The sequence below is a fragment of the Microbacterium sp. AK009 genome (assembly GCF_013410955.1).
Lineage (GTDB): Bacteria > Actinomycetota > Actinomycetes > Actinomycetales > Microbacteriaceae > Microbacterium.
This window is the reverse complement of the sequence record NZ_JACCCG010000004.1, coordinates 224,129-246,455: the sequence shown is the minus strand read 5'-3', so window position 1 is coordinate 246,455 and position 22,327 is coordinate 224,129. Positions and strand designations below refer to the sequence as shown.

Annotated in this window: 22 protein-coding genes and 1 tRNA gene; 16 read left to right on the top strand and 7 right to left on the bottom strand. The window is 69.6% G+C overall.

Annotation, left to right across the window (positions count from 1 at the left end; all coding sequences use genetic code 11):
• Positions 1-4 precede the first annotated feature (4 nt).
• Together HDC37_RS10260 and HDC37_RS10255 are read right to left on the bottom strand one after the other, a co-directional pair.
• The gene (locus HDC37_RS10260) at positions 5-1,333 is read right to left on the bottom strand and encodes an NAD(P)/FAD-dependent oxidoreductase (RefSeq protein WP_179560521.1); all 1,329 of its coding nucleotides are present in this window, start codon (positions 1,331-1,333) and stop codon (positions 5-7) included.
• 40 nt (positions 1,334-1,373) lie between these two features.
• Positions 1,374-2,744: an NAD(P)/FAD-dependent oxidoreductase gene (locus tag HDC37_RS10255; protein ID WP_179560303.1), complete on the bottom strand. Its 1,371-nt coding sequence runs from the start codon at positions 2,742-2,744 to the stop codon at positions 1,374-1,376.
• 106 nt (positions 2,745-2,850) lie between these two features.
• On the opposite strand from HDC37_RS10255, the gene HDC37_RS10250 reads away from it, so the two are divergent.
• Complete coding sequence (locus tag HDC37_RS10250; protein ID WP_179560302.1) at positions 2,851-3,942, top strand: DUF429 domain-containing protein; 1,092 nt, start codon at positions 2,851-2,853, stop codon at positions 3,940-3,942.
• Here HDC37_RS10250 and HDC37_RS10245 read toward each other — a convergent pair.
• The 3 genes from HDC37_RS10245 to HDC37_RS10235 are packed head-to-tail and all read right to left on the bottom strand — an operon-like array spanning position 3,933 to position 6,096.
• Positions 3,933-4,685 (bottom strand): acetolactate decarboxylase, encoded by a 753-nt coding sequence (locus tag HDC37_RS10245; protein WP_179560301.1) that lies wholly within the window; start codon positions 4,683-4,685, stop codon positions 3,933-3,935. The two genes, HDC37_RS10250 and HDC37_RS10245, sit on opposite strands and share 10 nt — an antisense overlap.
• Positions 4,682-5,254: a hypothetical protein gene (locus HDC37_RS10240; protein WP_179560300.1), complete on the bottom strand. Its 573-nt coding sequence runs from the start codon at positions 5,252-5,254 to the stop codon at positions 4,682-4,684. The genes HDC37_RS10245 and HDC37_RS10240 overlap by 4 nt, the downstream gene beginning before the upstream one ends.
• Positions 5,251-6,096, bottom strand: coding sequence for an inositol monophosphatase family protein (locus tag HDC37_RS10235; protein ID WP_179560299.1), 846 nt, complete (start codon positions 6,094-6,096; stop codon positions 5,251-5,253). Before HDC37_RS10235 ends, HDC37_RS10240 begins: the two co-directional genes overlap by 4 nt.
• Before the next feature lie 104 nt (positions 6,097-6,200).
• Between HDC37_RS10235 and HDC37_RS10230 the strand changes: the two genes are divergently transcribed.
• From HDC37_RS10230 to HDC37_RS10220, 3 genes are all read left to right on the top strand, one after another.
• Positions 6,201-6,276, top strand: a tRNA-Lys gene (locus HDC37_RS10230).
• Positions 6,277-6,388: 112 nt separating this feature from the next.
• Positions 6,389-7,141 (top strand): 3-hydroxybutyrate dehydrogenase, encoded by a 753-nt coding sequence (locus tag HDC37_RS10225; protein ID WP_179560298.1) that lies wholly within the window; start codon positions 6,389-6,391, stop codon positions 7,139-7,141.
• A complete protein-coding gene (locus HDC37_RS10220; RefSeq protein ID WP_257021426.1) occupies positions 7,138-8,031 on the top strand; it encodes an alpha/beta hydrolase in 894 nt (297 codons plus the stop codon). The genes HDC37_RS10225 and HDC37_RS10220 overlap by 4 nt, the downstream gene beginning before the upstream one ends.
• A gap of 140 nt (positions 8,032-8,171) precedes the next feature.
• On the opposite strand, the gene HDC37_RS10215 is transcribed toward HDC37_RS10220, so the two are convergent.
• Positions 8,172-8,963 (bottom strand): IclR family transcriptional regulator, encoded by a 792-nt coding sequence (locus tag HDC37_RS10215; protein ID WP_179560297.1) that lies wholly within the window; start codon positions 8,961-8,963, stop codon positions 8,172-8,174.
• Positions 8,964-9,128: 165 nt separating this feature from the next.
• Here HDC37_RS10215 and HDC37_RS10210 point away from each other — a divergent pair, with 165 nt between their 5' ends.
• The 3 genes from HDC37_RS10210 to HDC37_RS10200 are packed head-to-tail and all read left to right on the top strand — an operon-like array spanning position 9,129 to position 11,750.
• Positions 9,129-9,914 (top strand): CoA transferase subunit A, encoded by a 786-nt coding sequence (locus HDC37_RS10210; protein ID WP_179560296.1) that lies wholly within the window; start codon positions 9,129-9,131, stop codon positions 9,912-9,914.
• A 1-nt stretch (position 9,915) separates the two neighbouring features.
• Positions 9,916-10,569, top strand: coding sequence for a CoA transferase subunit B (locus HDC37_RS10205; protein WP_179560295.1), 654 nt, complete (start codon positions 9,916-9,918; stop codon positions 10,567-10,569).
• On the top strand, positions 10,566-11,750 hold the full coding sequence (locus tag HDC37_RS10200; RefSeq protein WP_179560294.1) for an acetyl-CoA C-acetyltransferase: 1,185 nt from the start codon (positions 10,566-10,568) through the stop codon (positions 11,748-11,750). Before HDC37_RS10205 ends, HDC37_RS10200 begins: the two co-directional genes overlap by 4 nt.
• Positions 11,751-11,765: 15 nt before the next feature.
• Here the strand turns inward: HDC37_RS10200 and HDC37_RS10195 are convergent, their stop codons facing one another.
• Positions 11,766-12,026 carry a hypothetical protein gene (locus HDC37_RS10195; RefSeq protein ID WP_179560293.1) on the bottom strand — a complete coding sequence of 87 codons (261 nt, stop codon included), beginning with the start codon at positions 12,024-12,026 and terminating at the stop codon, positions 11,766-11,768.
• 124 nt (positions 12,027-12,150) lie between these two features.
• On the opposite strand from HDC37_RS10195, the gene HDC37_RS10190 reads away from it, so the two are divergent.
• The 9 genes from HDC37_RS10190 (at position 12,151) to serA (ending at position 22,327) form a co-directional block, all read left to right on the top strand.
• Complete coding sequence (locus HDC37_RS10190) at positions 12,151-13,560, top strand: trehalose-6-phosphate synthase (RefSeq protein ID WP_179560292.1); 1,410 nt, start codon at positions 12,151-12,153, stop codon at positions 13,558-13,560.
• Positions 13,557-14,357 (top strand): trehalose-phosphatase, encoded by an 801-nt coding sequence (gene otsB / locus HDC37_RS10185; protein WP_179560291.1) that lies wholly within the window; start codon positions 13,557-13,559, stop codon positions 14,355-14,357. The genes HDC37_RS10190 and otsB overlap by 4 nt, the downstream gene beginning before the upstream one ends.
• 9 nt (positions 14,358-14,366) lie before the next feature.
• Positions 14,367-16,085, top strand: coding sequence for a dihydroxy-acid dehydratase (gene ilvD / locus HDC37_RS10180; protein WP_179560290.1), 1,719 nt, complete (start codon positions 14,367-14,369; stop codon positions 16,083-16,085).
• A gap of 46 nt (positions 16,086-16,131) precedes the next feature.
• Complete coding sequence (locus tag HDC37_RS10175) at positions 16,132-17,940, top strand: acetolactate synthase large subunit (RefSeq protein WP_179560289.1); 1,809 nt, start codon at positions 16,132-16,134, stop codon at positions 17,938-17,940.
• Between the two features lies 1 nt (position 17,941).
• On the top strand, positions 17,942-18,451 hold the full coding sequence (gene ilvN, locus HDC37_RS10170) for an acetolactate synthase small subunit (protein ID WP_124293464.1): 510 nt from the start codon (positions 17,942-17,944) through the stop codon (positions 18,449-18,451).
• A 26-nt stretch (positions 18,452-18,477) separates the two neighbouring features.
• The gene (ilvC, locus tag HDC37_RS10165) at positions 18,478-19,554 is read left to right on the top strand and encodes a ketol-acid reductoisomerase (RefSeq protein ID WP_257021425.1); all 1,077 of its coding nucleotides are present in this window, start codon (positions 18,478-18,480) and stop codon (positions 19,552-19,554) included.
• Positions 19,555-19,674: 120 nt separating this feature from the next.
• Positions 19,675-20,238 carry a DNA polymerase III subunit gamma/tau gene (locus HDC37_RS10160; RefSeq protein WP_179560287.1) on the top strand — a complete coding sequence of 188 codons (564 nt, stop codon included), beginning with the start codon at positions 19,675-19,677 and terminating at the stop codon, positions 20,236-20,238.
• On the top strand, positions 20,235-20,588 hold the full coding sequence (locus tag HDC37_RS10155) for a bacitracin resistance protein (protein ID WP_179560286.1): 354 nt from the start codon (positions 20,235-20,237) through the stop codon (positions 20,586-20,588). The genes HDC37_RS10160 and HDC37_RS10155 overlap by 4 nt, the downstream gene beginning before the upstream one ends.
• Positions 20,589-20,722: 134 nt before the next feature.
• Positions 20,723-22,327, top strand: coding sequence for a phosphoglycerate dehydrogenase (gene serA, locus HDC37_RS10150; protein WP_179560285.1), 1,605 nt, complete (start codon positions 20,723-20,725; stop codon positions 22,325-22,327).

The following is a 22,327-nucleotide window of genomic DNA, read 5'->3' as shown; positions in this document are numbered from 1 at the left end:
GCCGTCAGATCTGGACGTTCCAGATGCTCTCGATGGCGACGGGTCTCCCGAGCACGCGCTCGGCCGCACGATGACCGGAGCACATCGCCGCGGTGACGGTGGCGGGATCGTCCGTCCAGGTCGCTTCCCCCGCGAGGTGCAGCACGTCGCCGACCGGGGTGGCGAGGTCGTCATGGTCGCTCGTGACGGAGCCCACGGTCATGTATGCGTACGACCCGTGGCTGAAAGGGTCGCCCTGCCAGTCGGTGACGTCGACGTCGATCGGGTCGGGTGCCCCGGGGAAGAGCCGCCGAAGCTGCTGCATGACCGACGCGATGACCTGATCGCGACTCCAGGTGCGGATCTCCCGTGCGGCCGGCCCCGCGGCGAAGGTGAGAAGGGTCGGCTCATCGTGCAGCGGCGTGAGGTCGTACCAGGAGTGCCACCGGCGACCCTCGGGTCCCTGCTGCCGTATCGCATAGACACCTTCGCCCCAGAAGCGCTCGGGGAAGCGCAGGAACACCTTCTCGAACGCGTTCATCCGCAGTCGGGCGAGCGGCTCTGCGACGGCGGGTGGCAGGGGCGGGTCGATCGTGAACGAGGCGGACTGCAGCACCCCGACAGGCACGGTGACCACGGCCGCTGCCGCCGACGCGGTGCCACCGCGGCTCGTCACGTCCACTCCCGCTGCGTGCCAGGTGACCCGGGACACGAGGTGACCCAGCCGCACGTCGAGACCTTCGGCGAGGTGGGCGGGGAGGCGGTCGTAGCCGTCGGGGAACACGACCTCATCGCCCTCGACCTGATCGTCGTCCAAGCCGTGGGCGGCGAGGTCGTCGATCCACGCTCCGTACTGCTCCTCCGTCCGGTGCTCGACGAACTCCCTCACTCGGAGCGCGCGCTCGGGGTCCCACCCCTGATCGGCGATGGCACGGTCTGTCACGTCGCGGTAGGAATCCTCGGGCCCCGATCGCTCGATGACTTCCAGAAGTCGCTGATCCACGGTGCGGATATCCGCCGCGAATGCTGCTGCCGCTTCGTCGGCCAACCGGGTCCCGTCGGGGGCGTAGTAGGCGATCGGCCGCCCGTCCGGCTGGAAGCTGCCCACCGTGAACTCCACCATCCGCATGCCGAACGCCCGGGCGGCATCCGCGACGGGGGAGTCGGTGGTCCCGTGGATCCAGGATGCTCCGAGGTCGGTCGCACGCGCACCGGGGCGCGCGGTGTGGACCCGGCCCCCGACGCGGTCACGTGCCTCGAGAACGACGACCCGTTGGCCGGCGGCCTGCAGGAGTCTCGCGGCGGTGAGCCCGGCGACCCCTGCCCCCACCACGATCGTGTCCACGTGCTCCATCGCCGCCTCCTGTCCGTGATCCACGACGCGTGCTCCGACGCTATCGCGGGAGCGGCGCGCCGTCGAAGGCCCGGGGGATCTCCCGCGGATCGGATCTGCGGGGCTTCCGGCCGCTGGCAGCCCACGCGCGGGCGCGGCTGCGGATCTCGGGCGCCTGCAGCGGCTCGGCGCTGAAGTAGTGGCCTGCGTATCGCAGCGCCACCGCCGTCTTCCAGTCCTCTGTGGCCAGGGCGCCGAGCACGCGGGATTTCGGAGGGGCTGGCTGCTCCAGACCGTGCAGCATGGCGCCCGGGAAGACGCCGTCGCTTCGGACGACCGAATCGAAGACGAAATCCAGGGTGGGGCGGAAAGACTCCTGGATGCGACCCGCGAGCCCTGTGGCATCCGTCGTCCCGAGCAGGATGTCGCGCATCGTCCGCGCCTCGACCGCAGCCACCGACATCCCCTGGCCGTAGATGGGATTGAGGGCGAGGACCGCATCGCCGATGGCCACGAACCCGTCCGGATGCGCGGGCATGTCCTCGAACCGGCGCCGGCGCGACCCGCGGATGCGGAACGGTTTGGGATCCCCCAGGAACTCCGCCCGCCGGGCGGCTTCGGCGACGACGGGGGATCTCACCCTCTCGAGATGGGCGATGAGGTCCCCGCGTGTCGCCGGCGGCGCACCGTCGGACTGCGACAGGGCGACGATCTGGTGCAGGCCGTTGTCGCAGGGGAGGAGGACGGCGCCATTCGGGCTATCGGGCAAGGGGGGGATGAGGTAGCCCTGGATGTCGTCGCGAAGGGTTCCCGCAGGCAGGCGGACGACGGCGGTGGCATAGCTCACCGTGTTGACGATCTCCTGCTCGGACGGCGGCACGAACCCGAGCTCCGCCAGCCAGTCCGACGCATGCGACGTGCGGCCGGATGCATCCACGACGATGTCGGATTCGAGATGCGGTCTGCCGATGCCCTTGAGGACGATGCCCCCGACCGCTCCCTTCCCGGTCGGATGCAGGCCCACGACCTGACCCTCCACGATGCGCACCTGGGGAATCTCAGACACCTTGCGGCGGAGCGCGTCTTCGAGGACCACGCGGCGGATGCCGTAGATCCACGCCTCACTCGGACCGCGAGCGGCCCACCCTTGCGAACTGAGACTGGCGATCCCACGCGGGGAGTCGTACCAGGCGGCGCCGGCGCGCAGGAACTCGCCCGCCACTCCGGGAACGAGGTCTTCGAACGACTCCTGCCCGATCGCGAGGATCGCGTGCATCTGCTCGTCCTGCGGAACACCCCGGCGATGGAGGGGCACGTCGGGGAGTCTGTCGCGCTCGATCACGGTGACACGGTCGTACCGACGAGACAGCGCCGCAGCGGAGAGGAGCCCGCCGATGCCTGCGCCGATGACGATGGCGTGGTCGAAACCCATTCGTCTCTTGCCTCCCGAATCGCCGAGCCGGGCGTGTGAGGAAACCGTAGCGCGGCTTGGGGCACCCGCGGCGCGAAGGGGCGAAGTCGGTCGGTAGCGTGGGCGGATGCAGACCGTCGGAGTGGACCTGGCAGCCTCGCCCCAGGGCACCGCGATGGCCGTGATCGATTGGAGTGACGAGGTCGCCGAGGTGACCGCACTCGTGGTCGGGATCGACGATCAGGACATCGTCGCGGCCGCCCGCGGGGCATCGTCGGTCGGCATCGACTGCGCGCTGGGATGGCCGGTCGACTTCGTCGACTTCGTCTGGCAGCACGCGCGGGGCGCGCCGCCTTCCGGCCCAGACTCGGGGCTGGAGTGGCGACGCCGGCTCGCCTACCGGCACACCGATCGCATCGTGCGCGAGCGCACCGGGCGGTGGCCGCTCAGCGTCGCCACAGATCGGCTCGGGCTGACCGCGATGCGCTGCGCCGAGCTCACTGCGCGATTCGCTGCGGCAGGCGTCCGCGTCGACCGGTCGGGGGCGGGCGTGCTGGTCGAGGTCTACCCGGCCGCCGCCCTGCGCCTGTGGGGGATCGCCGTCCCGGCCTACAAGGTCGACGCCGCCGCCCGGGGCGAGGCTGTGGCGGGGCTGACCGATGCCGCGCCGTGGTTGCACATCCCGGCTGCCGTCGAGTCCCACATGCTGCGGTCGGCCGACGCCTTCGACGCGGTCGTGGCAGGACTGAACGCCCGTGCACACGCGATCGGCGCGACAACCCCCGTCCCTCCGGGCGCTGCGCATCTGGCTCGCAGGGAGGGGTGGATCGCCCTTCCCGAGACATCCCTGGCAGAGCTGATGAACGCGCGCCGCATACCCGCCGATCGGGACGGCCGGTACGGCATGCTCGAAGGGTTCCCAGCCGAGGAGGATGCCGTGCCCGATCCCCGCAGAGAGCCCACCCGAGTCGGCCCGCTGCAGCTCGCACCGGCCGATGCGCCGGAGCGCTGGCGCTTGACGATGACGCGCGAAGAGACCGAGCAGTGCGAGGCGACGTGGGGGGAGTGGGTGCGCCTCGCGCAGCGGGTGCTGAGGCTCGACGCACTCTCGCGCGATCTCGAGGAACGCGGCGACGCGTGGGATCGCGGCTTCGCCGCGGGCCAGGCGACCGCCTCGGACGAGGGCGCCGAGTCCGGCTCCGCCAACCCCTACCGGTGACGGCCGGATGAGCGCGGGGCGCCGCCCTCGACGGCGACGATCCGATGGTCGTCGTCGTGGGAGAGTTCGGATGCGAGGAAGCCGGAGTCGGTGGGCAGGACGAGGGTGAACCGGGCGAACGCGCCGACGGAGAGCGCACCCTCGCGGAGTTCGAGATCCAGGACGTGGCCTCCGGCGAGGCGATCGGCCGCGAGGAAGTGCACGTGCAGTCCGGCGACGGCGATGCCCTGATAGATCGACGGCGCCCAGAAGCCCACGAGCGTCCCCTCGACCTCCGTCAACACGGTCTCGACCTGCTCGTCCGCGACCTCCGCGAGGGGGCGGAGTGGGAAGTGCTCCCGCCGCGTCGCCCGCACGCGGACGGTTCGGAAGACGCCGTCGACGCGGACGGAATGGAAGAGATTGCGGCTGACCGTCGAGGCCTCGATGAGCGACGTGAGGGTCACGAGATCCGCGGGACCCGTCGGTGCGGGAGTCACGGACGGCTCGGCACAGACGTCGGCGAAGGGGAGGATGTCCGTGCCGGCCATCCGGTGAGGCGGCCCGTCGACCGTGCAGGCGTAGGCGATCCCCTCCACGATGACGACCTCGCCTCCCAGGCGGTCGCAGCATCCGATGCCGAAGTCGCCGTGCCCGAGCGCCTCCGCGACCGGCATCCCCGATGCGTACACGCCGGCCAGCAGCGCGTCGAGAACCGCGAACTGGGTCACGGCGCCGGCGGAGACCCGCCCCGGACTGCTCATCCCCATTCGATGAGGAGGATGCTCTGCTTGGTGTCGGCGATCTTCACCGTCCCCGTTTCGAAGAGGTACGTGATGCCGTATCCGTTCTCGTCGGTGGCCACGGCCGTCTCCGCCGGTTCGGTGACGTACACGCCCTCCGCGTCGGTTTCGACCGTCCACCCTTCCGCCTGGAGCCGGGCGCGTGCCCGGTCGGCCGCCGCCTCGTCGATCGGAGCCCAGCCGTAGATGTGGAGCTGGTCGCTGGCCGGCCCGTCGAAGTTCGCCCAGACGCATTCGATGCCGCCCGGGATCTCCTCACCGGTGATGGTGAACGGTGAGGCCTGGGCGCTCCAGCCGACGCTGTCGTAATCGGCGACCGTGGTCTCGGGGATGATCGTCTCGCACGTGGGATCGGCGGCGACCGCGGGTTCCTCAGTGGGCGGCGCCGAGGGTTCGGCCGTCGGCGAGGAGGCCACCGGCGACGGGGCCTGGGACGGCTGGGCGTCCGCGGTCTCCGCGGTGCACGCGGTCAGAGCGAACAGCGCGACGGCGAGCGCGCCGGCGGACAGGTGCCGAAGGGCAGAGGTCATCGATCGGTCTCCGGGGTGGGGGAATGGAGCAGGTCGAGGAAGGTCTGATGGAGCGAGCCGTTCGTGGCCAGTGATGACCCGGTCGTGAGCGTGTCCGCGCCGGCGAAATCGGTGAACCGGCCGCCCGCTTCGTGGATGATGGGCACGAGCGCGGCGATGTCGTACTCCTTCACGTCGAACTCGGCGACGAACTCCACGCGGCCCTCGGCCAGGAGCATGTACGGCCAGGCATCCCCGTAGCCGCGATCGCGCCAGACCGCTGCGGTGAGCCGTTCGAGGGCCGCCAGCTGGCCGGCCTCTCGCCACTGGCCGATGCTCTGGAAGCTCACGCTGGCCTCGGCGAGGGAGTCGACGGATGACACGGCGAGGCGCCGCGGGCTGCCGTCGGCTGCATTCGTCCAGGCGCCGAGACCCCACGCCGCCCACCAGCGTCGGGCGATCGCGGGCTGGCTGACGACCCCGACGCGTGGCACGCCGTCGACTGTCAGCGCGATGAGCGTCGCCCACATCGGAATGCCCCGGAGGTAGTTCGCGGTGCCGTCGATGGGGTCGATGACCCAGCGTCGTGCACCGGTTCCCGAGGAGCCGAACTCCTCACCGAACACGTCGTCTCCCGGTCTCTCGGCCTCGAGGATCCCGCGGATCGCCTGCTCGGTGGCAAGGTCGGCTTCGGTGACGTGACTGGCATCCGCCTTCGTTCGCACGTCGAGATCGGCGGCGTCGAAACGGGCCATCGACACCGTGTCGGCGACATCGGCCAGATGCAGGGCGAGGGCGAGATCCTCGCTGAGGTCCCCGTCGTGAGGGGTGTCGAAAACGCTATCCGCGGGCGGCAGGGTCACACGGTCAAGGATAGGCGGCGCACGGTGGCCGATTTCACCGTGGCGACATCGTGATGGTAATGTTGACCCTCGGTTCGCGGGTCTTCTTCGACGCGACCGGGTTCGCGCCTCTAGCTCAATCGGCAGAGCAACTGACTCTTAATCAGTGGGTTCAGGGTTCAAGTCCCTGGGGGCGCACCACCAGACCGAAACGCCCCGATCCACCGGGGCGTTTCGCATTTCTGAGGTCCCCGACGTCTTACGCTGAGGTCGGGCGCCGCTCCCGCCGGTGCCGGCGAGCGAAGGAGCCCGGATGACAGACAGCGACCTCCATGGAAAGCGCGCCATCGTCACCGGTGGTGCGAGCGGTATCGGGCTGGCCTGCGTGAAGGAGTTCCGTCGTCGCGGCGCGCACGTGATCGTCGCCGATCACCACGTCTACCAGACCGAGGCGGTGGCGGAGGAGCTCGGAGCCGAGCCGTGGGTGGTCGACCTCGCCGACACCGCTGCCCTGGAGGACGTCCGGCTGGATGTCGACATCCTCGTCAACAACGTCGGGATGCAGCGGGTCGACCCGATCGTCGACTTCAGACCCGAGGACTTCCGCCACATCCAGCGGCTCATGGTCGAATGCCCGTTCCTGCTCATCCGGGCGGCCCTTCCCGGTATGGCGCTGCGGGGATGGGGGCGGATCATCAACATCTCCAGCGTGCACGGCGTGCGCGCCAGCGCCTTCAAATCGGCCTATGTCACCGCCAAACACGGACTCGAGGGTCTGTCGAAGGTCACGGCGCTCGAGGGCGCCCGCTCGGGGGTGACGAGTAACTGCGTCAGTCCCGCCTACGTGCGAACGCCCCTGGTCGAGCGGCAGATCGCCGATCAGGCGCGGCTGCACGGCATCGGCGAGGACGAGGTCATCGAGAAGATCATGCTCACCGAGACGGCGATCAAGCGCCTGATCGAACCCGAGGAGGTCGCCTCGCTCGTGGGGTGGCTGGCCGGCGACAGCGCAGCCATGGTCACCGGGGCCTCGTACACGATGGACGGCGGCTGGACGGCGCGATGACCGCAGATCGCTCGCACCGCTACCTCGCGCGCGACGTCGCCGTTCCCGGCGGCGCACTCCGCGTCGGGGTGTGGGAACCGATCGAACCCCTGCGCGGAGAGATCCTCGCCGTCCACGGTGTGACCTCCTCCCACCGCGTGTGGGCGCACACCGTCCGACAGCTTCGCGGGATCAGAGTGATCGCCCCCGACCTGCGCGGCCGTGGCCGCAGCACCGCGGATCGCCCCGCAGGCATGGCCCGTCACGCCGATGACCTCGCCCTGGTCATCTCCGAGACCCTCGGGCGGGTCTCCGTCGTCGTCGGGCACTCGATGGGCGGCTTCGTCTCGGTGGTGCTGGCCCACCGGCATCCGGATCTTCTCGACCGTCTGGTGCTGGTGGACGGCGGGCTGCCGTTGCGTACCCCGGAAGGGCTCTCGCCGCAGGAGACGGTCGCCGCGATCCTCGGACCCACCGCGGCGCGGCTCCGCGAGACGTTCGACGATGAGGCCGCCTACCTGCGCTTCTGGCGGGAGCACCCCGCCTTCCCGTCGCCGTGGACTCCGGAGCTGGAGGACTACTTCCGCTACGACCTCGTCGACGCCGGGGACGGAAGGCTGCGACCCGCCACGAGCGAAGCCGTCACCGTCGACGACACCGTCGATCTCACGGCGGGGTCGGCTCTGCCGGGTGCGCTGGACGCGCTCGGACACCCGGCCCGGCTGATCACCGTCCCGCGCGGGCTCCGTGACGAAGAGCCGGGACTGTACCCTCTCGACCACCTGTCAGCGCTCCTCGCTGAACGACCCGCGATCTCCCACCGCCGCGTCGCGGGGTTCAACCACTACTCGATCGTGCTCACTCCCGCGGGCGGCGAGGTCGTCGCCGACGAGGTCGTCGCCGCGCTCTGACTCGAGGACCGGTGGACGGCGATGACCCGGCGGCGTGCGAGGGCGTCGACCAGCGTTCCGCCGGCGCGAGCCGCTCGGTGATGAGCGAGGAGACGTGTCGATGACGATGGAGGCGGAGATCGCCGATCCACCGACCCGGCTCATCGACCGCTCGCGGCGATCCGTGCGGTGAGCTGGTGCGCGTGAGCGAGGAGCGTCTTGCCGAGGTCGGCGAGCCGGTCGGCGGAGAAGCGGAACTGCACGCCCGTCAGGCTCAGCGCCCACTGCGGATGGCCGTCGCGGGCGAAGACGGCGGCGCCGAGCCCCCAGCTTCCTTCGACGATGAGTCCCGGATTGACGGCATACCCGCGCTCCTGCGTCTCACGGATGCGGGAACGAAGACGGACGGGGGCATGGGAGGACCCCCATCGGTCGGGGAGATCCGGATGTCGATCGAGGTAGGCGTCCACATCGTGGGAGGGGAGAAAGGACAGGATGGCCAGGCCGGCGGAGGCCACACCCAGCGGGAAGCGCACGCCCTCGGACAGCACGAAGGAACGGATGGGGAAGCTCCCTTCTTCTCGAAGCAGGCAGACCGTCTCATCTCCGCGTCGCACGGACAGGAAGGCACTCTCTTCGGTACGGACGGCCAGGGAGCGCACGATGTCCCGCGCGAGGTCGGTGATGTCGTACCGCGCGGCCGCCACTGTTCCCATGAGATAGAGCTCGGGGCCGGGGAGCCATCTGCCGAGACGTTCGTCGAAGTCGACCAGCCCTTCCTGCCGGAGCGCGTGAAGGATGCGATGCGCGGTCGGTCGGGTGAGGTCGGCGCGTGCGGCCAGGTCCCTCATCGTGGCTCCGTCTCCGCCCGCGGCGGTGACCATCCGCAGAAGCCGAGCCGCGCGTCCGATCGCCTGCGTGCCGGGGACGCCGCGCTGGTCGAGATTGTCCATGATGTGGACGCTACGCGTCCGATCATCCACATCGCAAGAAACCGCGCGGTCCTCGCGTCTCTTCAAGACGAGGATGGGGAGCGCAGTCGTCGGACACGGATCGACGGACACGGATCGACGACCACGGATCGACGACCACGGATCGACGACCACAGAGGAGTGCGCGTGATCGACAAGACCTTCGCTTCGGCGGCCGCAGCCGTCGCCGACATCCCCGATGGCGCGAGCCTCGCGGTCGGCGGGTTCGGCCTCTCGGGCAATCCCATCGCCCTCATCGAGGCGACCCTCGCGCAGGGGACGACGGATCTGAGCGTCGTGAGCAACAACTGCGGTGTCGACGACTGGGGTCTGGGAGTGCTCCTCCAGGCCCGCCGCATCCGCAAGATGACCTCGTCGTACGTGGGGGAGAACAAGGAGTTCGAGCGGCAGTTCCTCTCTGGAGAGCTCGAGCTCGAACTCACCCCGCAGGGGACGCTGGCAGAGAAGCTGCGAGCGGGGGGCTCGGGTATCGCGGCCTTCTTCACCCAGACCGGCGTGGGAACGCAAGTCGCCGAGGGCGGCTTGCCGCGCCGTTACCACCCCGACGGATCGATCGCGGTGCCCTCGCCGCCGAAGGACGTCCGCGTCTTCGACGTTCATGGCTCTCCTCGCGAGTTCGTGCTGGAGGAGGCCATCGTCACCGATTTCGCCCTGGTGCACGCGCGGAAGGGGGACCGCGCGGGAAACCTGGTCTTCAACAAGGCCGCTCGCAACTTCAACCCTCTTGCGGCGATGGCCGGCCGGGTGTGCATCGCCCAGGTCGAAGAACTCGTCGAGCCGGGCGAGCTCGACCCCGACCAGGTCCACCTGCCGGGGATCTTCGTCCATCGCGTCATCGAGGTCGGCGCCGGGATCGAGAAGCGGATCGAGAAGCGCACGGTCGCGGCATCCGATGAGAAGGAGGGGCGCTGACATGGCACTCACGAGGATCCAGATGGCGACACGAGCGGCGCAGGAGCTGCGCGACGGTGCCTATGTCAACCTCGGGATCGGTCTGCCGACCCTGGTGCCGAACCACCTGCCCGCGGGCGTGAAGGTCGTCCTGCAGTCCGAGAACGGGATCCTGGGTGTCGGGCCCTATCCACCCGACGCGGATGTCGACCCCGACCTCATCAACGCCGGCAAAGAGACGGTCACCGTCCTTCCCGGATCGGCGTTCTTCGACTCCGCGACGAGCTTCGGGATGATCCGCGGAGGCAAGATCGACGCCGCCATTCTGGGCGCGATGCAGGTCTCGCGCCACGGCGATCTGGCGAACTGGATGATCCCCGGCAAGATGGTGAAGGGTCCGGGTGGCGCCATGGACCTCGTCCACGGCGCGGCGCACGTGATCGTCCTGATGGAGCACGTGGCCAAGGACGGTTCGCCCAAGATCGTGCTCGAGTGCACGCTGCCGTTGACCGGGCGGGGAGTCGTGGATCGCATCATCACCGATCTCGCCGTCATCGACGTCACGCCCGAGGGGCTCGTGCTCGCCGAGCTCGCACCGGGCGTGAGTGTCGACGAGGTGCGGTCCAAGACCGAGCCGCCTCTCATCATGTCGAAGAACCTCGAGGAGCACGCATGAACCACGAAGACGTCGTCATCGTCGCCGCCGCCCGCACCCCGCAGGGACGACTGAAGGGTCAGCTGTCACCGCTGACCGCGGTGCAGCTCGGCAGCGCGGCGATCGCCGGTGCCCTCGCGCGGGGCGGGGTCCGCGCCGACGCCGTCGACGCAGTCCTGGTGGGCCAGGTGCTTGCCGCAGGCGCGGGCCAGAATCCCGCACGGCAGGCGGCGATCGGTGCCGGCATCCCGTGGCAAGTCCACGCCGGAAGCGTCAATAAGGTCTGCCTGTCGGGGCTGACGGCCGTGATCGATGCGGCCCGCATGACCCGCCTCGGCGATGCGCGCGTCGTGGTCGCCGCAGGCATGGAGTCGATGACGCGCGCCCCGCACCTGCTGATGAATTCGCGCGACGGGTACGCGTACGGGTCGATCGAGGTGCTCGACCACATGGCTTTCGACGGCCTGACCGATGCGTATGACGCGGAGAGCATGGGCGCCTCCACGGAGCGACACAACGGCGCGCTCGGAATCACCCGCGAGGCTCAGGATGCCGTCGCGGCCCGGTCGCATCAGCGCGCCGCCGCCGCCCAGCGCGCCGGGATCTTCGACGCCGAGATCGTGCCCGTCGAGGTGCCGCAGCGCCGAGGCGCTCCCGTCGTCGTGGCGGCGGATGAGGGAATACGGCCCGACACCACCGTGGAGACCCTCGGCGGCCTCCGGCCCGCTTTCGCGAAGGACGGCACGATCACCGCGGGCAACTCCTCGCAGATCTCCGACGGTGCTTCCGCCGTCGTCCTCACCTCGCGGTCGCACGCCGATGAGAACGGATGGCCGGTCCTGGCGGTGGTGGGCGCTGCGGGTCAGGTGGCCGGCCCCGACAACTCTCTGCATTCCCAGCCGTCGCGGGCGATCGCGCAGGCGTGCGCCAGGCAGGGGATCCAGCCGGCCGATCTCGATCTCGTCGAGATCAACGAAGCCTTCGGCGCCGTCGTGGTGCGATCGCAGCAGGAGCTCGGTCTCGACGAAGACGTCGTCAACCCGCACGGCGGCGGTATCGCCATCGGTCACCCGATCGGCGCCTCCGGCAACAGGCTTGTCGTCCACGCGGTGCACGAGCTTGTCCGGCGAGGAGGCGGCACCGCCGCCGTCGGGCTGTGCGGTGGCGGCGGTCAGGGGGATGCGGTGATCCTCTCCCGCTGAGACCGCGACGCGGCATCAGCGTCCGCGACGTGCGCGTTTCTTCATGAGCTTGTCCTCGCGCCCGCTCACGGGGGAGTCGAGGTCGATGTTCTTCCCGCGAGCTGCTCGCCGCGTGTCGACGATCGTCCCGATCGCAAGCGCGAGGCTGATCCCCCAGCTGACCCACGCGAGGGCCATGCGCCAGGTGAAGGCCTCGCCGTTGCGCAGGCCACGCAGGAGCGCGAGGCCCCCGGTGATCGCGCTGATGATGCCGGAACCGAACAGGTAGGAGCGCATACGCCCACGCTATCGTGCGCGCCTGCCACAACCCGGGCCTTGACACAAGCCCGTCGACTCCGAGGGCGCCTGGCGAGGCCGACCGATAGCCTGAGGCAAGCAGTCCGCCTCGTGAGGAGTCCGTGTGTCTGAAGCCCCGCTCGTCGTCGTCGCGAACAGGCTCCCCGTCGACCGGGACGCCGACGGCGGGTGGCGTCAGTCCCCGGGCGGCCTGGTGACCGCTCTGGAGCCCGTGATGCGCCGCACGCACGGCGCCTGGGTCGGATGGGCCGGCAAGCCCGGCCTCGACATCGAGCCGTTCGACTTCGACGGCACGCACCTGCACCCGGTGCGCCTGGACGCCGACGAGGTGGAGAACTACTACGAAGGCTTCTCGAACGACACGATCTGGCCGCTCTACCACGACGTCATCTCCGCCCCGAGGTACCGGCGCGTGTGGTGGGACGCGTACGTCTCGGTGAACGAGCGCTTCGCCGATGCGGCTGCCGAGGTGGCCGCCGAGAACGCCACGGTGTGGGTGCAGGACTATCAGCTGCAGCTTGTGCCGCAGCTGCTGCGGCGGAGGCGCCCCGACCTGACGATCGGCTACTTCCACCACATTCCGTTCCCCGCATACGGCCTGTTCGCCCAGCTCCCGTGGCGTCGGCAGGTGCTCGAGGGACTGCTCGGCGCCGATGTCATCGGCTTCCAGCGCGTACAGGATGCCGGCAACTTCGCCCGTGCGGTGCGGCGCCAGCTGCGCTTCGACACCAAAGCCAGCGGCATCACCGTCCCGCTCCCGGGCGGCGGGGACCGTCTCGCGCTCGCACGCGCGTTCCCCATCTCGATCGACGCGGATTTCTACATCGAGATGGCGCGTCGACCCGACATCCAGGCCCGGGCCGCGGAGATCCGCGCGAGCCTGGGGAACCCCGCCAAGATCCTCCTCGGCGTCGACCGGCTCGATTACACCAAGGGGATCGGTCACCGGCTGAAGGCGTTCGGCGAGCTGCTCGAGGACGGACGGGTGAGCGTCGAGGATGTGACGCTCGTCCAGGTGGCCAGCCCCAGCCGCGAGCGGGTGGAGGCGTACGTTCAACTGCGCGACGAGATCGAACTGACCGTGGGTCGCATCAACGGCGATCACGACACCATGGACCACACCGCGATCCGCTATCTGCATCAGTCCTATCCGCGCGAGGAGATGGTCGCGCTGTATCTCGCGTCCGATGTGATGCTCGTCACCGCCCTCCGCGACGGGATGAATCTCGTGGCCAAGGAGTATGTCGCGAGCCGGGTCGACAACCGCGGTGTGCTCGTGCTCAGTGAGTTCGCCGGCGCTGCCGACGAGCTCGGCACAGCCATCCGCATCAATCCCCACGACATCGACGGGCTGAAGGACGCCATCGTCCGCGCGATAGAGATGCCCGGCGCCGAACAGGGCCGCCGCATGCGGGCACTGCGCAAGCGCGTGCTCGAGCACGACGTCGAGGATTGGTCTCGGGAATTCCTGGACGCCCTCGCCGATGTCTCGCGCCGGCGGGCGGCACGATGACCGCGTCGCCCGCCGAACTGTCCCGGGCCGGCGCCGAGATCGATCGTCTCGCGGCCACGCCGCGGCTCCTCGTCGCCCTGGATTTCGACGGCACCCTGGCCCCGCTGCTGGATGAGCCGATGGACGCGCGGATGACCGATGACGCCCGTGACGCCGTCCTCGCGCTGACCGCGGCCCCCGAGACCGTCGTCGCGTTCGTGTCCGGCAGGAGCCTGCACGATCTGCGGGTCATCGGCGAGCACGACGACGATTCGCCGATCCTGCTCGCGGGATCCCACGGCGCCGAGTTCTGGAGCCCGGGGGTCGGTGCGGCGGCAGCCCCCGACGACGCCGGCGACGAGGCGCTGCGCGACCGACTGCGCGTCGAGGCGGAGCAGATCATCGCGGACCTCGACGGCGTGTGGATCGAACCGAAGACCTTCGGCTTCGCCGTGCACAGCAGACTCGCCTCTCCCGACGACGCCGACCGCTCGCGCGACGCCATCGACGGCATGGTCGTCCATGAGGCTCCGCACTGGCGTCGGCGCACGGGCCACAACATCGTCGAGTACGCCTTCCGGCATGAGGGGAAGGACACCGCCGTCGCGGCGCTGCGCGAGCGGGTCGGGGCGACCGCCGTGCTGTTCGCCGGCGACGACGTCACCGACGAAGACGCTCTGCGCAGCCTCGGTGCGGGCGACCTGGGCGTCCACGTCGGCGCCGGCGAGACGGCGGCGACCATCAGCGTGCCCGACATCGCAGCGCTCGCCCGTCTGCTGCGGGCGCTCGCGGAACGGCGGGTCGCGGGACGGGAATAGACTGCGAGCATGGTGCGCTCCGACATCCCCGACCCCTCCGCCGTCGACATCAAACCGCGCAGTCGCGTCGTCACCGACGGGATCGAGGCCACCACGTCGCGCGGCATGCTGCGCGGCGTCGGAATGGGCGACGAGGACTGGGACAAGCCCCAGATCGGCATCGCGTCGAGCTGGAACGAGATCACCCCGTGCAACCTCAGTCTCGACCGGCTCGCCCAGGGGGCGAAAGAGGGCGTTCACGCCGGCGGCGGATACCCGTTGCAGTTCGGAACCATCTCCGTGTCCGATGGCATCTCCATGGGGCACGAGGGCATGCACTTCTCGCTGGTCTCGCGCGAGGTGATCGCCGACTCGGTCGAGACGGTCATGATGGCCGAACGCCTCGACGGCTCGGTGCTCCTCGCCGGATGCGACAAGTCCATCCCCGGGATGCTCATGGCCTCCGCCCGCCTCGACCTCTCCAGCGTCTTCCTCTACGCCGGCTCCATCGCGCCCGGGTGGGTCAAGCTCTCGGACGGCACCGAGAAGGAGATCACCATCATCGACTCCTTCGAGGGCGTGGGTGCGTGCCTCGCAGGGCGGATGTCCGAGGCCGACCTCAAGCGCATCGAGTGCGCCTTCGCCCCCGGGGAGGGTGCCTGCGGCGGCATGTACACCGCCAACACGATGGCCTCCGTCGCCGAGGCGCTGGGGCTCAGCCTGCCGGGCTCGGCCGCGCCGCCGTCGGCCGACCGGCGCCGGGACTACTTCGCGCGGCGCTCGGGCGAGGCCGTGGTGAACCTCCTGAAGCAGGGCATCACCACGCGGGACATCCTCACCAAGGAGGCTTTCGAGAACGCGATCGCCCTCGCAATGGCACTCGGAGGATCCACGAACGTCGTGCTGCACCTCCTCGCGATCGCCAACGAGGCCGAGATCGACCTCGACCTCCACGATTTCAACCGCATCGGCGACAAGGTGCCGCACGTGGCCGACATGAAGCCGTTCGGCAGGTACGTGATGAACGACGTCGACCGTCACGGCGGCATCCCGGTCGTGATGAAGGCCATGCTCGACGAGGGGCTGCTCCACGGCGATGCCCTGACCGTCACGGGCAAGACCCTCGCCGAGAACCTCCGCGACCTCGATCCCGACCCGGTCGACGGCGACGTCATCCACCGCTTCGATGACCCGATCCACGCCACCGGCGGGATCACGATCCTTCACGGCTCCTTCGCCCCGCAGGGCGCGGTGGTCAAGACCGCCGGCTTCGACGCCGCCGTCTTCGAGGGGCCGGCGCGGGTCTTCGAGCGGGAGCGCGCCGCGATGGACGCCCTCGAGGCCGGACAGATCTCCGCCGGCGACGTCGTCGTCATCCGCTACGAGGGTCCGAAGGGGGGCCCCGGCATGCGGGAGATGCTCGCCATCACCGCGGCCATCAAGGGCGCAGGCCTCGGAAAAGATGTACTACTCTTGACGGACGGTCGATTCTCCGGCGGCACAACCGGCCTGTGCATCGGCCACATAGCACCCGAAGCGGTGGACGCAGGTCCCATCGCCTTCGTGCGCGATGGTGATCTGATACGGGTCGATATCGCGGCTCGCACTCTCGACCTACTCGTCGATGACGCAGAGCTGAGCTCCCGCGGTGACGGCTGGGAGCCCCTTCCCCCGCGCTATACCCGTGGCGTTCTGGCCAAGTACTCGCGACTCGTGCGCTCCGCAGCGGAGGGCGCGGTCACCGGTTAGGCCCGCTTCCCGCATCCGTTCCATCCCATCTGTGAGGATCCTCACCATGCCCGCCGAATCCGCCACGGCCATTCCCCGGCCCCCCGCTCGCACCGCGGCCCCGTCCGCGCCCGTGCTCACGGGCGCGCAGGCGGTCGTCCGCTCCTTGGAGCTCCTCGGCGTCACCGACGTCTTCGGTCTGCCCGGAGGCGCCATCCTGCCCGTCTACGACCCGCTGATGGACACCTCCGAGATCCGTCACATCCTCGTCCGCCACGAGCAGGGTGCCGGCCACGCGGCCGAGGGCTACGCCTCGGCATCGGGCCGGGTCGGTGTCGCGATCGCGACGTCGGGCCCTGGCGCGACGAACCTCGTCACCGCCATCGCCGACGCCTACATGGACTCGGTGCCCGTCGTCGCCATCACCGGGCAGGTCTTCTCCAACCTGATGGGAACCGACGCGTTCCAAGAGGCCGACATCGTCGGCATCACGATGCCGATCACGAAGCACTCCTTCCTGGTCAAGCGCGCCGCAGACATCCCGGGCGCCATCGCTGCTGCCTTCGAGATCGCCGCGACGGGTCGACCGGGCCCGGTGCTGGTGGACATCACCAAGGACGCCCAGCAGGCGGAAGCCCCGTTCCAGTGGCCACCGAAGATCGACCTCCCGGGCTACCGACCGGTCACCAGGGCTCACGGAAAGCAGATCCAGGCCGCCGCGCAGCTGATCGCGCAGGCCAAGAAGCCCGTTCTGTACGTCGGCGGCGGTGTGATCCGCGCCCGCGCTGCGGCAGAGCTGCGGTCGCTCGCCGAGGCGACCGGCGCGCCGGTCGTGACGACGCTGATGGCCCGCGGCGCCTTCCCCGACTCCCACGCTCAGCACCTCGGCATGCCGGGCATGCACGGGACGGTTCCCGCAGTGCTGGCACTGCAGGAGTCCGACCTCCTCATCGCCCTCGGTTCACGCTTCGACGACCGCGTCACCGGCAAGGCCGCTCTCTTCGCGCCCGATGCCCGGGTGGTGCACGTCGACATCGACCCGGCCGAGATCGGCAAGATCCGGGCCGCCGACGTGCCGATCGTGGGCGACCTGAAAGAGGTGCTGCCCGATCTCGAGGCGGCCTTCCGCGCGGCGAGCGCCGACACCGCTCCGGACATCGCCCAGTGGTGGTCGTTCCTGGACGGACTGCGCGACGAGTTCCCCCTCGGCTACGCGCCGACGACCGACGGGCTCCTCGCCCCGCAGTACGTCATCCAGCGGATCGGCGAACTGACCGGCCCCGAGGGGGTGTACGCCGCCGGCGTCGGTCAGCACCAGATGTGGGCGGCGCAGTTCATCAAGTACGAGCGCCCCAATGCCTGGCTGAACTCCGGCGGGGCCGGCACGATGGGCTATTCGGTGCCGGCGGCGATGGGCGCGAAGGTCGCCGAGCCCGACCGCGTGGTCTGGGCGATCGACGGTGACGGATGCTTCCAGATGACCAATCAGGAGCTCGCCACCTGTGCCATCAACAAGATCCCGATCAAGGTCGCGATCATCAACAACTCCTCCCTCGGCATGGTGCGTCAGTGGCAGACCCTGTTCTACGACGGCCGCTACTCGCACACCGACCTGAACACCGGGCACGACACCATCCGCATCCCCGATTTCGTCAAGCTCGCCGAGGCCTACGGGTGCCTGGCGATGCGAGTGGAGCGGGAAGAGGATGTCGACGCGGCCATCCAGAAGGCCCTGGAGACCAACGACCGTCCCGTCGTCATCGACTTCGTCGTGAGCGCCGACGCGATGGTGTGGCCCATGGTGCCGCAGGGTGTCAGCAACAGCTACATCCAGTACGCCCGCGACCACTCGCCGGCCTTCGAGCGGGAGATGTGACATGTCGAGCCACGTGTTGAGCCTCCTCGTGGAGGACAAGCCCGGTCTGCTCACCCGTGTCGCGGGGCTGTTCGCGCGCCGCGGGTTCAACATCGAGTCCCTCGCCGTGGGGGTGACCGAGGTTCCCGGCCTCTCCCGCATCACCGTCGTGGTCGATGTCGACGAGCTCCCGCTGGAGCAGGTGACGAAGCAGCTGAACAAGCTGGTGAACGTCATCAAGATCGTCGAGCTGGATGCCACGGCGTCCGTGCAGCGGGAGCACATGCTCGTCAAGGTCCGCGCCGACAACGCCAATCGATCGAACGTGCTCGAGGTGGTGAACCTCTTCCGCGCCTCTGTGGTCGATTACGCCCCCGATGCCGTGGTGGTCGAGATCACCGGCGACAAGGGCAAGATCGAGGCGTTCCTGCGCGCGGTCGAGCCGTTCGGCATCAAGGAGCTCGCGCAGTCGGGACTCCTCGCCATCGGCCGCGGCGGCAAGAGCATCACCGAGCGGGTCCTCCGCGGCTGAACTTTTCGGCTTCCTCGCGCCGGTCGTTGAGCGAGCGAAGCGAGACGAAACGACCACGACAAGGAGAAACATCCATGACAGCTGAGATCTTCTACGACGACGACGCCGACCTTTCGCTCATCCAGGGCAAGAAGGTCGCGATCGTCGGCTACGGCTCGCAGGGGCACGCCCACGCGCTGAACCTCCGCGACTCGGGTGTCGAGGTCGTCATCGCGCTGAAGGACGGGTCGAAGTCGACCGAGAAGGCCCAGGAGGAGGGCTTCGAGGTCAAGAACGTCGCGGACGCCGCCGAGTGGGCCGACCTCATCATGATCCTCGCGCCCGATCAGCACCAGCGCGGGATCTTCACCGACCACATCAAGGACAGGCTCGCGCCCGGGAAGACCCTCGCCTTCGCCCACGGATTCAACATCCGTTTCGGCTACATCCAGGCGCCCGAGGGCGTCGATGTGATCCTCGTCGCGCCGAAGGCGCCCGGCCACACGGTCCGCCGTGAGTTCGTCGCCGGCCGTGGGATCCCCGACATCATCGCCGTCGAGAACGACGCCTCCGGTCAGGCGTGGGACGTGGCGAAGTCGTACGCCAAGGCCATCGGCGGCACCCGGGCCGGCGTGATCAAGACCACCTTCACCGAAGAGACCGAGACCGACCTCTTCGGTGAACAGGCCGTGCTCTGCGGCGGGGTGTCGCAGCTCATCCAGTACGGTTTCGAGACGCTCAGCGAGGCCGGCTACCAGCCCGAGATCGCCTACTTCGAGGTGCTGCACGAACTGAAGCTCATCGTCGACCTGATGTGGGAGGGCGGCATCGCCAAGCAGCGCTGGTCGGTGTCGGACACCGCCGAGTACGGCGACTACGTCTCGGGGCCGCGCGTGATCGACCCGCACGTGAAGGAGAACATGCAGGGCGTCCTCGCCGACATCCAGTCCGGTGCCTTCGCCCAGCGCTTCATCGACGACCAGGACAACGGCGGCAAGGAGTTCCTCGCCCTCCGCGAGAAGGCGGCCCAGCACCCGATCGAGGAGGTCGGCCGGGGGCTGCGCTCGCTCTTCGCGTGGAAGCAGACCGATGCCGACTACACGGAAGGGTCCGCGGCGCGCTGAGCCGCACCTCGGTTCATCCGAGTATCCGCACCGGCGGGTCGCGCACGTCGCGACCCGCCGGTGTCGTCCTGCCCGGGGCGGGTCGCGTGGGGGAGAGCCGCGGCCCGGTAGCCTGAACCGGTGACGTCGCGCGATGATGACGCCTTCCGCTGGGAGGGCGACGACGACCCCGTCCCGGTCGACCCGCCTCCCGCCGGACGGGGGGCGCCACCGACGCTGCCGCCGGGCTATCGCGCAGTCGGGAAGGGCAGCGGCGAGCTTCCGAAGACGCAGGAACCGGCGCGGAGGTCCGACGCCGACCTGGAGGGCGGCGCCGACACGGCGCCGGGCGACGTGGCCCTCGAGGAAGACGCGTCCAGAGGGATGGGCAACGCGTCGCTGATCGCTCTGGGGATCCTCGGCGGCATCTATCTGCTGTTCTCCATCGGCTGGTTGATCGGCGGACTCCGCGTCCACGGGGTCGCCTCCTTCCTCGTCTCCGGCGACGGCATCGCCCCACCGGTGTGGACCACCGGGAACGCCGCGGCGGTGGGGCTCGCGGTCGCTGCTCCCGCGCTGTGGTTCACCGCGGTCTACACCCTCACCCGCCGCTCGGCCGCGTGGCTTCGCTGGGTGCTCCTGGGAGCAGGTGTCGTGCTCCTCGTGCCGTGGCCGTTCATCGTCGTAGGAGCATTCGGATCATGACCTCGGCCTCCGCCTCCGACTCCGCGCCCGCTCGACGGCGACCCGTCTGGGTCACCGTCGCCGTCAGCGGCGCGTTCGGGCTGTTCTACGCCTACGTGGTCTGGAACGCCGTCACCCTGCTCGTCGCCCAGGCGTCGGGTCCGCTCGGTCTGAATGCGCTCGGCTGGGCGGTGCTCGGGCTCACGATCGTGTTCCCGATCATCGCCTTCGGGGTGGCCTTCGCGGTGGGCTACACCCGACCGCTCGGCGAGTTCGCCCTGGTGCTGCTGGTCGGTCTCGCCGTCGTGGCCGTGCTGTGGGTGAACGTCCTCGCCTACGCCTACACGTACGGGGCTCAGCTTCTCGGGTGACCCGTTTCCCGCGACGTCACACGGTCGGAGGGGCTCACCCTCGCGCGATAGGCTGACAGCGGCCCGCCCCGCGTGCGGCGGGACATCCCACAGCCGCTCGTCGCCGCTCGCGCCCGCACCGAAGGTCTGCCCCTGTGTCGAAGCCCGTCGTCCTGATCGCCGAACAGCTCTCACCCGCCACCATCGACGCCCTCGGGCCGGATTTCGACGTCCGCCACGTCGACGGCACCGATCGTGCCGCGCTCCTGGCCGCCCTCGCCGACGCGCGCGCCGTGCTGGTGCGGTCGGCGACGCGCATCGACTCCGAGGCTCTGGCCGCCGCTCCCGACCTCAAGGTCGTCGCCCGCGCCGGCGTCGGCCTCGACAACGTCGACATCAAGGCCGCGACCGCGCAGGGCGTCATGGTCGTGAATGCGCCGACCTCGAACGTGATCTCCGCTGCCGAGTTGACCGTCGGCCACATCCTGAGTCTTGCCCGTCACATCCCCGCCGCCCACGCCTCCCTCGCCGACGGACAATGGAAGCGCAGCGCCTTCACCGGCGTCGAGCTGTTCGAGAAGACCGTCGGCATCTTCGGTCTCGGTCGTATCGGGGCGCTCGTCGCCGAGCGCCTGCGCGCGTTCGGCGTCCGTGTGGTCGGATACGACCCCTACGTCACGCCCGCGCGCGCGCAGCAGCTGGGGGTCGAACTGCTCTCGTTCGACGAGGTGCTGCGCCAGAGCGACGCGATCACCGTCCATATGCCCAAGACCCCGGAGACCACGGGCATGATCGGCGCCGAGCAGCTGGCGCTGATGAAGCCCTCGGCCTACGTGGTGAACGTCGCCCGTGGCGGACTCATCGACGAGGACGCCCTGTACACCGCGCTGACGACAGGAGTGGTCGCCGGCGCAGGCCTCGACGTCTTCACCACCGAGCCGCCCGCGACCGACTCGGTGGCCGCGCGCCTGGTGTCCCTGCCCAACGTGGTCGGCACTCCGCACCTCGGAGCGAGCACCGAGGAGGCGCAGGAGAAGGCCGGCGTCTCGGTGGCTCGCTCGGTCAAGCTCGCTCTCGAGGGCGATCTCGTTCCCGATGCGGTGAACGTCGCCGGGGGAGTCATCGACCCGTTCGTGCGGCCCGGCATCGCCCTCGTCGAGCAGCTCGGCCAGTTCTTCACCGCCCTCGCGCACGGTGCGCTGACCAGTCTCGACATCGAGGTGCGTGGTGAGCTCGCCGCGTACGACGTCAGCGTCTACCGGCTCGCGGCATTGAAGGGCATCTTCACGAACATCGTCAGCGAGAACGTCTCCTACGTCAACGCGCCGCTGTTCGCCGAGCAGCGCGGCATCGAGGTCCGCCTGATCGTCGAGACCGAAAGCCCTCTTTACCGGAACATCACGCTCCTGCGCGGCACCCTCTCCGACGGCACGGTGCTCACGGTCGCCGGAACCCTCGCGGGTACGCGGATGGTTCCGAAGGTCGTGGGCATCAACGGCTACGACATCGAGGTCGCCATCGCGCATCATCACGTCGTCATGCGGTACGCCGACCGGCCCGGGATCGTGGCGATCTACGGCAAGTACCTCGGCGACGCCGACATCAACATCGAGGCCCTCCAGGTCGCCCAGCCCGACAGCACGGGGCGCGCCCTCAGCGTGCTCACCGTCGACTCGCCGGTGCCCGACGAGATCCTCGACGAGATGAGACGCGCGACCGGAGCCGACCTGTTCCGGCAGATCGACATCACCGGATCCTGA